Source organism: Cupriavidus sp. C2SS-8b (genome assembly GCF_057073745.1).
The window spans coordinates 1915134-1928690 of record NZ_CP172717.1; the positions used below are offsets into that span (position 1 = coordinate 1915134).

Genomic DNA, 13557 nt, shown 5'->3' on the forward strand with positions numbered 1-13557 from the left:
CAAGCGGGAGAGGGGAGCAAACCGGCCGTCAACCGAAACGCCTCGACTATGCCGCCAGACCCGTTACCGGCCGCCGAACTCAGCGCCCTGCTGGCCCAGCTCTACCAGGGCCCGACTGAGGCCGTGCCCTGGGCCGGTTTCCTGGAAAGCGCACGCCAGCGCCTTGACGCGGTCTTCGTCACGCTGGTGCTGCGCCACCCGGCGACGGACCGCCCGGGCCTGATTGTCAACGCCTCCACCTACGGCCCGCACTTGCCGGGCGAGCCCTCGTACAGCGAGCAGTACTACGCGCTGTGCCCTTTCCTCGACCTCCATCCCGACCGTCTTTTCAGCGCCGACGAACTGTTCGGCGAAGCGGGCTGGCTGGCGCACCCGTTCTATACGCAGTACCTGCAGCCGCTCGGCCTGCGCTATATCCTGGCCGCCAACCTGGTCACGCCGGATGGCGTGCAATGCGCGCTGTTCATCAGCCGCGGCGATGCCGGCCAGGACTTTGGCCTGGCCGAGAAGACGCTGCTGCAGGCGCTGCTGCCGCACCTGAAGCGCGCGGTCGACCTGCATGCCGCGCTCGACATGCTGCAATCCGAGCGCGCCCTGTACGCGGACGCCGTGGACCGGCTGCTGGTCGGCACCATCATCCTCGACGAACATGGCAAGGTGATCCGCAGCAACGACGTCGCCACACGCCTGCTGCAGGCGCGCGATGGGCTCTGCCTTGCCGACAACACGCTCCATGCGCATTGCCCGCTGGAGAATCGCAGGTTCCGCAAGATACTGGAGGGCGCGGCGCAGGCCCATGCTGCCGCCACGCATCGCAGCGAGGTCACCACCCTGAACCGGCCCGGCCTGGCCACGCCGCTGAGCGTACTGGTGCGGCCGATTCCACTCAGCTACCGCGGTGAAGACAAGGCGCTGCGGCCCGCCGTCGCGGTCTTCATCCGGGATCCGGCGAGCTCGCCGCGCAACACGCACGCCAGCCTGCGCAAGCTGTATCAGCTGACGCCGACCGAAATCGAACTCGCTTTGCTGATGGTCGACGGGCTGACGCTGGATGAAGCGGCCGCGCGGCTTGGCGTGAAGAAGAATACGGTGCGGGCGCATTTGCGTGGGATCTTTGCCAAAACCGGAGCGACGCGGCAGGCGGTGTTGGTGAAGATGCTGCTTTCGAGTGTGGTGGGGATGGGGTGATCCCTCTGGCGTCGATTTCCGTCGACAACCAAGTCATCACTAAAGAAAAAGAAGGTTCTTCGCTGAATTGCGGGGATGTCGTGCTTGGCAGGCGCCGCTGTTTCGCCGGCGTAGCCGGCGACTTACTCTTTTGTCCAAGCGACAAAAGAGTAAGCAGAAAAACGCGTTTACTTGTCCTAGCGGACGAATATTGATCGTAGTGTGCCGAGGGTGTTGTACGGGTATGAACTTCAGAGACTGCCTGGCTGCCTGCCGCGTGGTGCGCACCCGTATGTAGGCTCTCAGGCAATGATTGAACCAGCCCCGAACCTGTCCGTGGCCCGACACTGCCAACGCTATCGCATCATCGCCTACGGCTGCTACGCGGCTCACTAGTCTGTTCGCTGGCTCATCACCATCACTGGCGCTCAAGAGCACGGGCCATTGTCTTGGTGGTTCAACTGGGCCTGTGCGCTCAGACTACTGAGCCGCGCGTAGCGCAGCCGAAGGCGATGATGCGATAGGGCTGGAGAGCCCGGGCCACGGACAGGTTCAGGGCTCGTTCAATCATTGTTGGAGAGCCTGCAAACGGATGCGCACCATGCGGCAGGCAGCCAGGCAAACTCTGAAGCGAATACCCGTACGAAATTCTTCGCACACTACGATCAATATTCGCCCGTTAGGGCAAGCGACGCGTTTTTTGGTTACTTTTTGTCGCTCGGACAAAAAGTGACTCGCAGGCTACGCCTGCGAAACAGCCGCGCTTGCCAAGCACCGCAACCCAATCATTGCCAGAGAGCCTACGCTGGTGAAACAGCCAAGTCTGCCAAGCACAACGCCCCCGCATTTCGCCAAACAACCAAAAAAAAACGCCGACCCCAACCACCGGCCGGCACCAAGCTCACAGCAGCTGGAGACTCGCTGAGCATGCTGTCACTGTGCCGCGTCGCTGGGTCGCCGGCGTCGTCCGCGCGGACTCGTCCGTTCGGGGTATGCGGGGGCACCGCCCTCGGCCCTAGTGTTGAGACTCCCCAAATAACCGACAGGAAGGAGACACAATGGCCAAGCCCGAAAACCTGGTGACTTCGATCACCGTAGAGATCGATGCACCGCCATCTGTGGTGTGGGAGGTACTGACGGATTTCCCCCGCTATCCGGCGTGGAACACGTTCTGCCCGGGCCTGGAAACCACCGGCCGCCTCGGCGACATGGTCCACATGCAGGTCCGCATTCCCGGCACCGACCAGATCATCCCCGTCAATGAGACCCTGATCGCCTGGGAGCCCGAACGCCTGCTGTCCTGGGAACAGCGCCCCACCGACGACAACAAGGACGCCGCGCGCCGCGACCAGTATGTCGAGGCGATCGGACAGAACCGTACCCGCTACTTCACCACCGACCTGTTCCTCGGCCTGAACGCGGAAACCATCATGCGCGAGCATGGCAGCTGGGTGAAACAGGGCTTTGATCAAGTAGCCCGGGACGTCAAGGCACGCGCCGAAGCCCTCCACATTGAGCGCCAGGCCGCCCAGCGCTGATCGCAAGCCGGACCAAAACGTACGCGCCCGTCATTGCGACGGGCGTTGGCTCAATACCAGTAACGCCGCTACGCCGCGGCTGCGCGCGCAGGCATCGTCGCAGTCATCGGGCGCCACGCGGGACAGCGCCATGCCGGCGACGGCGGCTTCATCCTGGCCGCTATTTGCATAGATGAACCCACCGCCGGCGACGAACATCCAAGCCGCGCCCGCACCGGTCACCAACGCAGCCACGCCGCCCAACAAACGAAATCCGAGCCGCTTCATCGCTGTCTCCCCATGCCCTTTCCGGGCTTCAAGGTCCATGACAGCATCGTAGGTGCCGCGGGCCCGCAGCTCTTCGTCCGAGCGGACTAAGGGGTGTCCCGAATGCGTGCGGCGTTGGCCGGCGGGAAAGATGCACCGTGTTGCATACCCGCTCCCAGATAAAGCGCCGCCAGCACCGGCGCCGCGCCCGACAAGCCCGCCGGCGTCAGCTGCATGGCGTGCGCACTCAGCAGGCCCCAAACATGCGCCACCAGCAGCCCGGCCAGCGCAGGTTCGGGCAGCAGATCCGCGAGGGTGCGCCGCAGCGTGTCGATGCCCGCCAGCACGCGGTCGCGCAGCGGGCACAGCTCGCACTCGGTGCAGCATTTGTGCTGCAACAGGGCCGCCAGCAGGCTGACATGACGTGCGATGGCATCGCCGTCGAGCAGCGCCGCCAGCGCCGGCTCCAGAGCGCCGGGCCCGGCCCGAAGCCCCGCGACCATCGGTGCCAGCCGCGCAGAAAAGTCAGCCTCCGCACACGACAGCAGCGCCCCCAGCAGCGCGGTGCGCGAGCGGAAATGGGCGTAAACCGCGCCGCGCGTCATGCCGATGGCGCGGGCCACGTCTTCAAGCGTGACGCAGTGCAGCCCGCGCTGGCGCATCAGCTGCTGCGCGCTGTCGAGAATGCGCGCGCGCGTGGCGACGGCATCGTCGCGGGTTCGCCGGACCATCGGCGGGCTCGCGGCAGCGCTTTACAGGAAATGCACGTCGTCCGGCCCCCAGTGGGCGCGCATGCTCTGGAAGCGCCCGTCGGCGGCGAACGTCATGATGTCCGTCACGTCGATGCGTGCCGGCTTGCCTTCCATCTCCACGCGGACCGAGAAGGTCAGCGCGCCCGCATTGGCGTGCGATCCACGCGGCGGCGCCACCACGTCCAGGCGCGCGCCCAGTGAAGTGGTGTGCTGATAGAAGGCCAGGATGGCAGCCTTGCCAACAATCGGCTGCGCGCCGACCGGGTCTTCCACCGTGGCATCGTCGGCGTAGAGCGCGGCAACGCCCGCGGCATCGCCGGCATTGAAGCGCTCGGCATAGGCGAGCAGCATGGCTTTCATCGCGGCGCTATCAGGCATGGCGTTCTCCTTGTCCATCAGCGTGCGGTGTAGCCGCCGTCGATCACCAGCTCGGCGCCGGTCACGTAGCGTCCGGCATCGGATACCAGGTACAGGATGCCGGCGGCGATGTCGCGCGGCTGGCCAACCTTGCCGATCGGGGTCAGGCCCCCGAGGTAGTCGAACAGCGCTTCGCCCTGCCCCGATTGCTGCGCCACGTGTTCGAGCATCGGCGTGCGGATATAGCCGGGATGGATGGAATTCGCTCGAATGCCCCTGGCCGCGTAGAGCATGGCATCGGTCTTGGCCATCATCCGCACCGCGGCCTTGGACGCATGGTACGGCGGCACATCCGGGCCGGCTGCAATGCCGTACATCGACGACACGTTGACGACGGCGCCGCCACCGGCGCGTTCCAGGTGAGCGATGGCGTGCTTGGTGCACAGGAACGTGCCGGTCACGTTCACCGCCATCACTTGCTGCCATTGCTGGAGCGTCACTTCATGCGTGGGCGAGTTCGTGCCTTCAATGCCGGCGTTGTTGACCAGGATGCCAAGCCCGCCGAAGCGCGCCGCAACCTCGCCGAGCACGCGGGCCACTTCGCTTTCGCTGGTGACATCGAGCTTCCAGAACGCGGCCTCGCCGCCCGCGCCGCAGATCGCTTCGGCAGTGGCCTTGCCATCCGCTTCCAGCACATCGAGCACGGCAACCTTGGCGCCGGCCGCCGCGAGCACGCGCGCGGTCTCGGCGCCGATGCCGCGCGCGGCACCTGTGATGGCGGCCACTTTGCCGCGCAGGTCGAACAGGCTGTACGGGAATTCCATGGTGTCTCCTATCGTATTGTTGGTGGTGTGCGGGCGCGCCAATTATGCCGCGCGCAGCTCAGCGGTGTCGGCCAGGAAGCCGAGGCATTCGCGATTGAAATAGTCCGCGTGCTCGACCATCACCCAGTGGCCGCAACGGTTGATCATGACAAAGCGGGCATCGGCGCAGCCGCTCAGGAATTTCATCGCGCCGGCGGCGGGATTGAACTGGTCCTCCGTACCCCAGAAGCCGAGCACCGGGCAGCGGATCTCGCCCAGCCGGGCCGTCAGGTTGGGCACCTTCATGGTGGCCAGCACCTCGCGCGGCTGTTCTCGGCACACCGCCATGCGCTCGTCGACCAGCGCGTCGGTGACCAGGCTGGCGTCGTGCACCAGCAGTTGAAGCAGTTGTCGCATGGTGTCGGGGTTCATGTGGCCGCCGGTGAAGAGCGACACCATGCGCTGGATGCCCTCCATCTGGAAATAGGTCTCGCGCTCTTCCACGCCGCCCGGGGCCATCATCACCAGCCGGCTGACATGCTCGGGGAAATCCAACGCGTACTGCAAGGCGATGGCGCCGCCAAGGGAATTGCCGACCAGCACGCAGCGCGGCAGCTCAAGTGCCAGCAACTGCTCGCGCAGCGCGGCGACGAAGAAATCCAGCGTGTATTCGACGTCATCCGGCTTGGACGACTGTCCATACCCAGGCAGATCGACGACCACCGCGCGGAAGCCCGCCTGCACGAATGCCGGTGCGTTATGGCGGAAGTTGCTGTGGCCGCTCGCCCCCGGCCCGCTGCCATGGATAAAGACCACCGGTTCCCCGCTGCCCGTGTCGAGGCAGTGCAGCCGCAGCCCCGCCGACGTCGTGACGAAGCGCCCGAGCGGCAGGTTGGGATGCAGGGAGGATGGCGTTTGCTGTGACGTAGCGGGCATAAGGGCGTCTCCGGTGTGGTTGCTGCGATATTGCGCAGCGCTGGCCCGCCAGGCATCGTTCATTCGGACTAAGAAGCGCACGGCCACTTCTCCTACGATGGGCGCTCCATGCATCAGGGGAACCCATGACAGGATTCGACTACTCCGGGCAGACCGTGCTGGTCACCGGCGGCCTGCGCGGCATCGGCCGCGCCATCAGCGAAGCCTTCCTGCGCGCCGGCGCGCAAGTCTTCATTTGCGGACGCACCGCGCCCACGGGCGATAGCGAGTTGCCGCACGCACAGGGCCGCACCGCCCGCTTCATCGCCGCCGACATCCGCGACAGCGAGCAGGCCGACGCCTTGCTTGCGCAAATCGCCGGGCAAAGTCCGACGCTCGATGTAGTGGTCCACAACGCCGGCGGCTCGCCCTACGCGCTGGTTGCAGATGCATCGCCGCGGCTGCTGGAATCGGTGATCCGGCTCAACCTCGTGGCGCCTTTGCAGCTCGCGCAGCGCGCCAATGCGCGCATGCAGCAGCAGGCGGCCGGCGGCACGCAGCTGTTCGTGGGCAGCGTCAGCGCGCTGCGCCCGTCGCCTGGCACGGCCGCCTATGGCGCTGCCAAGGCCGGCATCCTCAACGCGGTGCGCACGCTTGCCGTCGAATGGGCGCCGAAGGTGCGCGTGGCGGCGGTCAGCCCGGGCATGGTGCTGACAGAGACCTCGCAGCAACAGCACTACGGCGACCCCGAGGCGCTGCGCGCGATGGCCGCCACGGTGCCGCTGGGCCGGCTTGCACAGCCCGACGATATCGCCAGCGCCTGCCTTTTCCTGGCCTCGCCACAGGCTTCTTACGTCAGCGGCGCCAATCTCGTGCTCGACGGCGGCGGCGAACGTCCGGCCTTCCTCGACGCGGCGTCGCTCAATCGCGGTTGAACTGATTCCCGTAGGGAAATCGCCTAGTCCATTCTGCCGATTTGTGCATGCCCCCCGCTCTCTACGCTTGCGGCCAGATGCGCGCCATTCGAAGTGCCAGGCCATGAACCACCACCGAAACCAAGGGGAGACCACCATGCACCAATCATCCACCGGCGCAGTGAAACGCCGCAGCCCGCTACGGCCGATCGCTGCCGCGGCGGCGCTGGCGACGCTGCTCGCGCCCGCCGCCCGCGCCGGCGAGACCATCGATCTCGGCCACGACACCACGCTGGACTACAGCGTGACCGCGTCCTACGGCGCGGCGGTACGCACGGGCCACCAGAGCAACACGCTGCTGAGCCCAGCCAATATCAACGGCGACGACGGCGACCGCAACTTCAAGCGCGGCGACATGACCGCGAACCGCGTCTCGCTGCTGGGCGAGGCGCATGTCAAGCATGACGCCTTCGGTGCGCTGGTGCGCGGCAGCGTGTTCTACGACTGGGCCTACAGCGGCACCAACTCGAACAACGCGCCGTTCACCGTCAACCACAGCGGCCCGTTCAACGAGTTCACCGGTTCGGCGCGCGACTATCACGAGCAGCGCGCCCAACTGCTGGACGCCTATGTCTACGGCACCACGCCCATCGGCGATACCCAGCTGAGCTTCAAGCTGGGCAACCAGGTGGTGGCGTGGGGCGAGAGCCTGTTCTTCGCCAACATCGCCGGTGCACAGGGTCCCGCCGATGCCACCAAGGCGTTCGTGCCAGGTGCCGAGGTCAAGGACATCCTGCTGCCGGTGCCGCAGGCATCGCTCCAGTTGCAGGTCACGCCGTCGTTCAGCCTGATGGGCTATTACCAGTTCACCTACAAGGCGAACCAGCTCTCCGCACCCGGCAGCTACTTCAGCACCAGCGACCTGGTCGGCCCGGGCGCCGAGTTCATCATCGGGCCAGGCTTCCGTATCCCGCGCGGCCCCGACATCAGCCCGTCGGATTGGGGACAGTGGGGTATCGGCACGCGCTTCCGCGTGTTCGAAGACACCGAGATCGGGCTCTACCAGCTGCGCTATCACGACAAGAACCCGAGCGTCGTCACCTCGCTGTTCCCCTCGCTGCAATTCCAGCAGAAGTACTTCAGCGGCATCAACCTGACCGGGGCCAGCTTCTCCACGCAAGTGCTGGGGGCCAATATCGCCGGGGAAATCAGCTACAAGGACGGCATCCCGCTGCTGGTGGATGTGGCCGGCTCGCCCACCGCGTCGCCTGGCCGCGCGTTGCAGGGGCAGCTTTCTGCGATCTACTCGATCGGCCCGACCTTCCTCGCCAACTCGCAGTCGCTGGTCGGTGAAATCGCCTACCTGCACGTGCTCGGCGTGGATTCGGTGATGGGCTACAGCCAGCTGACCAACACGCGCAATTCGGCGGCGTTCCAGGTCGGCTGGTCGCTCACCTACAACAACGTGTTCGATGGCTGGGACATGACGGTGCCGCTTACCTATGCGCAGCAGTTCAGCGGCAGGTCGGCCGTGGCCGGCGCGTTCGGCACGCTGATGGGCTATGGCGACAAGCGCGCCAGCGTCGGCGTGACTTTCAAGTACCTGAACAACCTGGAACTCAACCTGACCTACGCCGCGTTCATCGGCGGGGCCAGCATTACCAACCGCCCGCTGGCTGACCGCGACTACGTGGCCTTCAACGCCAAGTACTCGTTCTGACGCACGCCTTGCAACGTGCCGCCGCGGCGGCACTACCCGATTCTTCCCCGCCATGAATGCCGACCTGATCGCCACGCTCAGCAACGAACTCCACCATGCACTCGTCACGCGCACGCCTGTCCCGCCCCTCAGCGGCCGCGGCCTGGCGCTGGACGTAGGCGAGGCCTATCGCATCCAGCAGGGCTTTATCGCGCACCGGCTGGCGGCCGGCGACCGCATCACCGGCAAGAAGATCGGCGTGACCAGCGAGGCCGTGCAGCGGATGCTGGACGTACACCAGCCGGACTTCGGCATCCTGCTGCAGAGCATGCACTACGCGGCTGGGCAGCCCATTCCTACCGACACGCTGATCCAGCCGCGCGCTGAAGGGGAGATTGCCTTCTTCCTGCGCCGCGACCTGCGCGGCCCCGGTGTCACGCGCGACGACGTGCTCCAGGCCACCGAATCGGTGGCGGCTTGCTTCGAGATCGTCGACTCGCGCATCCGCGACTGGCGCGTTCGCATCGAGGACACCGTGGCCGACAACGCTTCGTGCGGCGTCTATGTGCTCGGCGACGAGCGCGTCAGCCCGCAGGCGCTGGATCTCGCTTCGTGCGAAATGGTCCTGGAAAAGAACGGCGAATGCGTGGCCACCGGCCTGGGCAGCGCCGCGCTGGGCCATCCCGCCGACGCGGTGGCGTGGCTCGCCAACACGCTGGGCAGCTTCGGCATCCCGCTGTTGGCAGGCGAGACCATCCTGTCGGGTTCGTTGGCGGCCCTGATCCCCGTACAGGCCGGCGACCAGCTGTCCATGCGCGTCAGCGGAATCGGCGCCTGCAGCGCGGTGTTCTGCTGACTTTCTGATTCCCTCTACTTGCGACGCGAGACACCATGAACAAGATCCGATGCGCCCTGATCGGGCCCGGCAATATCGGCACCGACCTGCTCTACAAGCTGCGCCGCAGCGAAGTCCTGGAACCCGTGTGGATGGTTGGCGTGGATGCCACATCCGAAGGCCTCGCGCGCGCCCGCGAGCTTGGCCTGAAGACCACCAGCGAAGGCATCGACGGTTTGCTGCCGCATCTTGAAGCCGACGATATCCGCATCGCCTTCGATGCCACCTCCGCCTACGTCCATGCCGAACACTCGGCCAAGCTGACCGCGCGCGGCGTGCGCGTCATCGACCTGACGCCCGCCGCGATCGGGCCGTTCTGCGTGCCGCCCGTCAACCTTGACGCGCATATCGGCAGCAACGAGATGAACGTCAACATGGTCACGTGCGGCGGCCAGGCCACCATCCCCATGGTGTACGCCGTGTCGCGCGTGCAGTCGGTGGCGTATGGCGAGATTGTTGCCACGGTGTCGTCGCGATCGGTCGGGCCTGGCACGCGCCGCAATATCGACGAATTCACGCGCACCACCGCGGGTGCGATCGAAGCCGTGGGTGGCGCGCGCCAGGGCAAGGCCATCATCGTGATCAACCCGGCCGAGCCGCCGCTGATCATGCGCGACACCATCCACTGCCTGACCGACGATGCGCCCGACGTGGCCGCCATCACCGCGTCCGTGCACGACATGATTGCCGAAGTGCGCAAGTACGTGCCGGGCTACACGCTGAAGAACGGCCCGGTGTTCGACGGCAAGCGCGTGTCGATCTTCCTGGAGGTCGAGGGGTTGGGCGACTACCTGCCCAAGTACGCCGGCAACCTCGACATCATGACCGCCTCCGCGGCCCGCACCGCCGAGTGCATTGCCGTCGCAATGCTGGCCGGCAGCCCTGAAACCACCACCGCCTGAGGAGCCACGCCATGGGCCAACGCATCACCCTGCACGACATGACCCTGCGCGACGGCATGCACCCGAAGCGCCACCAGATCTCGCTGGAACAGATGAAGGGCATCGCCCGCGGCCTGGACGCCGCCGGCGTGCCGCTGATTGAAGTGACGCACGGCGACGGCCTGGGCGGCGCCTCGGTCAACTACGGCTTTCCCGCGCATAGCGACGAGGATTACCTGCGCGCGGTGCTGGGCGAACTGAAGCAGGCGCGCCTCTCGGCGCTGCTGCTGCCGGGCATCGGCACTGTCGACCATCTGCGCATGGCGCATGAGATCGGCGTGCATACCATCCGCGTCGCCACCCATTGCACCGAGGCCGATGTCTCCGAGCAGCATATCGGCATGGCGCGCAAGCTCGGCATGGACACCGTGGGGTTCCTGATGATGGCCCACATGGCGCCCGCCCAGACGCTGGTGCAGCAGGCGCTGCTGATGGAAAGCTACGGCGCCAACTGCCTGTACATCACCGACTCGGCCGGCCATATGCTGCCGCACGACGTCACGGAGAAGCTGACCGCGGTGCGCCAGGCGCTGAAGCCCGAGACCGAGCTGGGCTTCCATGGCCACCATAACCTCGCCATGGGCGTGGCCAATTCGCTGGCCGCGATTGCATGCGGCGCGAACCGCATCGACGCCGCGGCGGCAGGGCTGGGCGCGGGTGCCGGCAATACGCCAATGGAGGTGCTGGTGGCGGTCTGCGAGCGCATGGGCATCGAGACCGGCGTCGACGTGTTCCGCATTGCCGACGTGGCCGAGGACCTGGTGGTGCCGATCATGGACCACCCGATCCGCATCGACCGCGACGCGCTCACGCTGGGCTATGCCGGCGTGTATTCATCCTTCCTGCTGTTCGCCAAGCGCGCCGAGGCCAAGTACCGCATTCCCGCGCGCGAGATCCTGGTCGAACTGGGTCGCCAGCGTCTGGTGGGCGGACAGGAAGACATGATCGAAGACACGGCAATCACGCTGGCGCGCGCACGCGGCCTGCTGGTGTCGTAGGCGCGGCACGGCCAACTGCCCGGCGGCCATGCGGCGCCGGGCACAGACGTTCCACGTATCCGAGACGAACAAGAACAGGAGCCCCCTTCCATGCCCAGACTTTCCACGCCTCTGCTGTCCATCGCCGCGGCGGCACTGGCCGCCGCAGCCGGCCCCGCGCACGCGCTCAACGTGCTGCTGACCAATGACGACGGCTGCGCGGCGCCCGGCATCGGCGCGGTGCGCAAGGCCTTGCAGGATGCCGGACATCACGTCATTACGGTGGGCCCCGCCAGCAACCAGAGCGGCTCCGGCGCCGCGTACGCCGTGCCCGACGGCAGCACCCGGCTGGCCGTGGTACCGCTTGCCGGCCGCACCGACACCTTCTGCGTGCACCGCGTCAAGGCCAGCTATGTCGCGGGCAGCCCGCTCGATGCCATCAACCCGGACTACCGTGGCAGCGGCTCGCCCGTGGACGCCACGGCGATGGGGCTGAAGATCGTCGGGCCGGAACAGCGCTTCGTGCCCGACCTGGTGGTTTCCGGCGCCAATTTCGGCGAGAACCTGTCGGACTCCATCCCGCACTCGGGGACGGTCATGAACGCCCTGTTCGCCGCGCGGCGCGGCGTGCCGGCCATCGCTTTGAGCGTTGGCGTCGACTTCGCCGAGGCGCGAACGGGCTTCCCCGCCACGCTGGCCGCGTTCCCGAAGGCCGGCGCGTTCCTCGTGCGCGTGATCGCCAGCCTCGAAGCTGGCCGCGCGCCCGGCCAGCCGCTGTTGCCGGTAGCGCAGCCGCTGAATATCAACTATCCCGTGATCGGAAGGCAGCAGCCGGCGGGCGTGCGAATGACCGTAGCGGGCACAGTGGACTCGTTCACCACGGCGTACCAGCGCAACCCGGACGGCACGGTATCGATCGGCGTCGGCGCGCCGGACAGCGAACCGAATGCCCTCGCGCACATCGCCGAAACCCCGGCGTTCCTGGCGGGGTACATCACCATCTCGCCGCTTGCAGTCGATTTCCGGCCGTCGGCCGAGGCGCGCGAGCGGTTCCGGCACACCTATCGTGGACTGGCCGGCGTGGCCCCTTAAGCCAGGACGCTATCGTTTTTCGGCGCGCATCCCTTCACATGGATGCGTGACCGACCGTTACTGCGCGAACGCGCAAGCAAGTCAGAAGCCTATTCGTCCAGATCTTTACCGACCTTCACCGCTGCCACCACGAAAACCGGATGGACTGACGCCATTGTCCCGACGAAAGGCCCTGCTGAAATTGGCGACATCGGTGAATCCGAGACGGTAGGCGATCTGAGAGATCGGGAGCTTTCCCTCCAGCAGAAGGTTTCGCGCGCGCCGATTACGCACCTGAATTGCGAGGTCGCGGAAGCTGCTTTGCTCTTTCTTCAGGTAACGGTCAAGGGTGCGCGCCGAAATCCCGAGCAGACCGGCAAGTTCGTCCAGCGTAGGCTGGCTGTCCTCCGCTTCGTTCAACATCATCACAACCCATTCGGCCCAGTTCCCCTGTTCGCTGTAACTCTGCAGCAGTGCGCGGCATCGCTCCTCCGCCATGCGGACCGCATGCACGTCGGCCATCGGAAGCGCTGCGTCCAGGCTCCAGGTGTCGGCCACCATGCGGATCTCCGGCAGCGGCGACGCGGCGAAATGCACGCGCGCGGGCGCCAGTTCGCGATAGCGGGCCACATGCGGTGGCGGCTCCATCGACAGGTAGATGTCGTAGACCGATGAAGGGTTCTGCAACAGGGTCCTGCATTGCAGGTGCGTCGAAACGGCAATCGCCTCCTGAAGCAGATTCAGCGTTCCCCTTGCCATTGGCAGCGCTGGCCGGTAGATGATTTCCGCATGATGACCGGTGCGCTGATAACTCATCCTGAACATAGGTGTCAGCAGCTTGTAATAGCGGGAACACAGGCGCAGCAGTTGGTCCAGGTTGGGGCAGGAAAGCATTGCATACCCCAGGATATCGTGCGAATTCAGCTTGAGGCGGCGCCCCCACTCGAAGCCGATGTCGCTACGTCCGGTCACGCGCAGCGCTGCTTCCAGCAAGTCATCGAACTGCTGCGTGGTGAGGCCGAAATCCGTTTCCCTGAACCGGTCAGGATCAATGTCGGCCGCGCATGCCAGCTCGCGCAGCGAGGTGCCTGCGGACTTGAGGTAATCGTCGATCAGTAAGAAATAGCGGGCCGGTACCAGGGTACGGATGGCTGCTTTCATGTTTGGGGCGCGCATGACAGCAAAAAAGTTGCCAAAGCGTGGCAATCGGTATTGTCTGGAAATGATAGACCGTTGTCTGAAAATGACAAGTACGGGGTGAATCGTCTCGCCAGAATGGGAA

Annotated in this window: 14 protein-coding genes; 8 read left to right on the forward strand and 6 right to left on the reverse strand. The window is 65.9% G+C overall.

The genetic code is table 11. The features are described 5' to 3' along the window. The first annotated feature begins 48 nt into the window (after positions 1–48). Together ACIGJB_RS25625 and ACIGJB_RS25630 are read left to right on the forward strand one after the other, a co-directional pair. Positions 49–1188 carry a helix-turn-helix transcriptional regulator gene (locus tag ACIGJB_RS25625; protein WP_483732782.1) on the forward strand — a complete coding sequence of 380 codons (1140 nt, stop codon included), beginning with the start codon at positions 49–51 and terminating at the stop codon, positions 1186–1188. Positions 1189–2225: 1037 nt separating this feature from the next. Continuing rightward, on the forward strand, positions 2226–2705 hold the full coding sequence (locus ACIGJB_RS25630; RefSeq protein ID WP_483732783.1) for an SRPBCC domain-containing protein: 480 nt from the start codon (positions 2226–2228) through the stop codon (positions 2703–2705). A 30-nt stretch (positions 2706–2735) separates the two neighbouring features. Here the strand turns inward: ACIGJB_RS25630 and ACIGJB_RS25635 are convergent, their stop codons facing one another. Genes ACIGJB_RS25635 through ACIGJB_RS25655 form a run of 5 tightly spaced genes read right to left on the reverse strand, consistent with a single transcriptional unit; the run spans position 2736 to position 5799 of the window. After that, entirely contained in the window at positions 2736–3011 is a 276-nt protein-coding gene (locus tag ACIGJB_RS25635; protein WP_483732784.1) for a hypothetical protein, read from the reverse strand. A gap of 47 nt (positions 3012–3058) precedes the next feature. Continuing rightward, entirely contained in the window at positions 3059–3682 is a 624-nt protein-coding gene (locus ACIGJB_RS25640) for a TetR family transcriptional regulator (RefSeq protein ID WP_483732785.1), read from the reverse strand. Between the two features lie 21 nt (positions 3683–3703). Next, positions 3704–4081: a nuclear transport factor 2 family protein gene (locus ACIGJB_RS25645; RefSeq protein WP_483732786.1), complete on the reverse strand. Its 378-nt coding sequence runs from the start codon at positions 4079–4081 to the stop codon at positions 3704–3706. Positions 4082–4098: 17 nt separating this feature from the next. Next, positions 4099–4884, reverse strand: coding sequence for an SDR family NAD(P)-dependent oxidoreductase (locus ACIGJB_RS25650; protein WP_483732787.1), 786 nt, complete (start codon positions 4882–4884; stop codon positions 4099–4101). Positions 4885–4926: 42 nt separating this feature from the next. Beyond that, positions 4927–5799 (reverse strand): alpha/beta fold hydrolase, encoded by an 873-nt coding sequence (locus ACIGJB_RS25655; protein ID WP_483732788.1) that lies wholly within the window; start codon positions 5797–5799, stop codon positions 4927–4929. 125 nt (positions 5800–5924) lie between these two features. Here ACIGJB_RS25655 and ACIGJB_RS25660 point away from each other — a divergent pair, with 125 nt between their 5' ends. From ACIGJB_RS25660 to surE, 6 genes are all read left to right on the forward strand, one after another. Further along, positions 5925–6713, forward strand: a complete 789-nt coding sequence (locus ACIGJB_RS25660; protein ID WP_483732789.1) for an SDR family oxidoreductase — start codon at positions 5925–5927, stop codon at positions 6711–6713. A 136-nt stretch (positions 6714–6849) separates the two neighbouring features. Then, positions 6850–8412, forward strand: a complete 1563-nt coding sequence (locus ACIGJB_RS25665) for a DUF1302 domain-containing protein (RefSeq protein ID WP_483732790.1) — start codon at positions 6850–6852, stop codon at positions 8410–8412. 52 nt (positions 8413–8464) lie between these two features. Further along, entirely contained in the window at positions 8465–9247 is a 783-nt protein-coding gene (gene dmpE, locus ACIGJB_RS25670) for a 2-oxopent-4-enoate hydratase (protein ID WP_483732791.1), read from the forward strand. Between the two features lie 35 nt (positions 9248–9282). Next, complete coding sequence (locus ACIGJB_RS25675; protein WP_483732792.1) at positions 9283–10188, forward strand: acetaldehyde dehydrogenase (acetylating); 906 nt, start codon at positions 9283–9285, stop codon at positions 10186–10188. An 11-nt stretch (positions 10189–10199) separates the two neighbouring features. After that, positions 10200–11225: a 4-hydroxy-2-oxovalerate aldolase gene (gene dmpG / locus ACIGJB_RS25680; RefSeq protein WP_483732793.1), complete on the forward strand. Its 1026-nt coding sequence runs from the start codon at positions 10200–10202 to the stop codon at positions 11223–11225. A 90-nt stretch (positions 11226–11315) separates the two neighbouring features. Continuing rightward, entirely contained in the window at positions 11316–12296 is a 981-nt protein-coding gene (gene surE / locus ACIGJB_RS25685; RefSeq protein ID WP_483732794.1) for a 5'/3'-nucleotidase SurE, read from the forward strand. Positions 12297–12401: 105 nt separating this feature from the next. On the opposite strand, the gene ACIGJB_RS25690 is transcribed toward surE, so the two are convergent. Next, positions 12402–13436, reverse strand: a complete 1035-nt coding sequence (locus ACIGJB_RS25690) for an AraC family transcriptional regulator (RefSeq protein WP_483732795.1) — start codon at positions 13434–13436, stop codon at positions 12402–12404. Between the last annotated feature and the right edge of the window lie 121 nt (positions 13437–13557).

Coding starts and splice junctions, on each gene's coding strand:
- ACIGJB_RS25650 (WP_483732787.1), bottom strand. CDS start 4,884: ATGGAATTCCCGTACAGCCTGTTCGACCTGCGCGGCAAAGTGGCCGCC.
- ACIGJB_RS25690 (WP_483732795.1), bottom strand. CDS start 13,436: ATGAAAGCAGCCATCCGTACCCTGGTACCGGCCCGCTATTTCTTACTG.
- surE (WP_483732794.1), top strand. CDS start 11,316: ATGCCCAGACTTTCCACGCCTCTGCTGTCCATCGCCGCGGCGGCACTG.
- ACIGJB_RS25640 (WP_483732785.1), bottom strand. CDS start 3,682: ATGGTCCGGCGAACCCGCGACGATGCCGTCGCCACGCGCGCGCGCATT.
- ACIGJB_RS25630 (WP_483732783.1), top strand. CDS start 2,226: ATGGCCAAGCCCGAAAACCTGGTGACTTCGATCACCGTAGAGATCGAT.
- ACIGJB_RS25625 (WP_483732782.1), top strand. CDS start 49: ATGCCGCCAGACCCGTTACCGGCCGCCGAACTCAGCGCCCTGCTGGCC.
- ACIGJB_RS25660 (WP_483732789.1), top strand. CDS start 5,925: ATGACAGGATTCGACTACTCCGGGCAGACCGTGCTGGTCACCGGCGGC.
- ACIGJB_RS25675 (WP_483732792.1), top strand. CDS start 9,283: ATGAACAAGATCCGATGCGCCCTGATCGGGCCCGGCAATATCGGCACC.
- ACIGJB_RS25635 (WP_483732784.1), bottom strand. CDS start 3,011: ATGGACCTTGAAGCCCGGAAAGGGCATGGGGAGACAGCGATGAAGCGG.
- dmpE (WP_483732791.1), top strand. CDS start 8,465: ATGAATGCCGACCTGATCGCCACGCTCAGCAACGAACTCCACCATGCA.
- ACIGJB_RS25655 (WP_483732788.1), bottom strand. CDS start 5,799: ATGCCCGCTACGTCACAGCAAACGCCATCCTCCCTGCATCCCAACCTG.
- ACIGJB_RS25665 (WP_483732790.1), top strand. CDS start 6,850: ATGCACCAATCATCCACCGGCGCAGTGAAACGCCGCAGCCCGCTACGG.
- ACIGJB_RS25645 (WP_483732786.1), bottom strand. CDS start 4,081: ATGCCTGATAGCGCCGCGATGAAAGCCATGCTGCTCGCCTATGCCGAG.
- dmpG (WP_483732793.1), top strand. CDS start 10,200: ATGGGCCAACGCATCACCCTGCACGACATGACCCTGCGCGACGGCATG.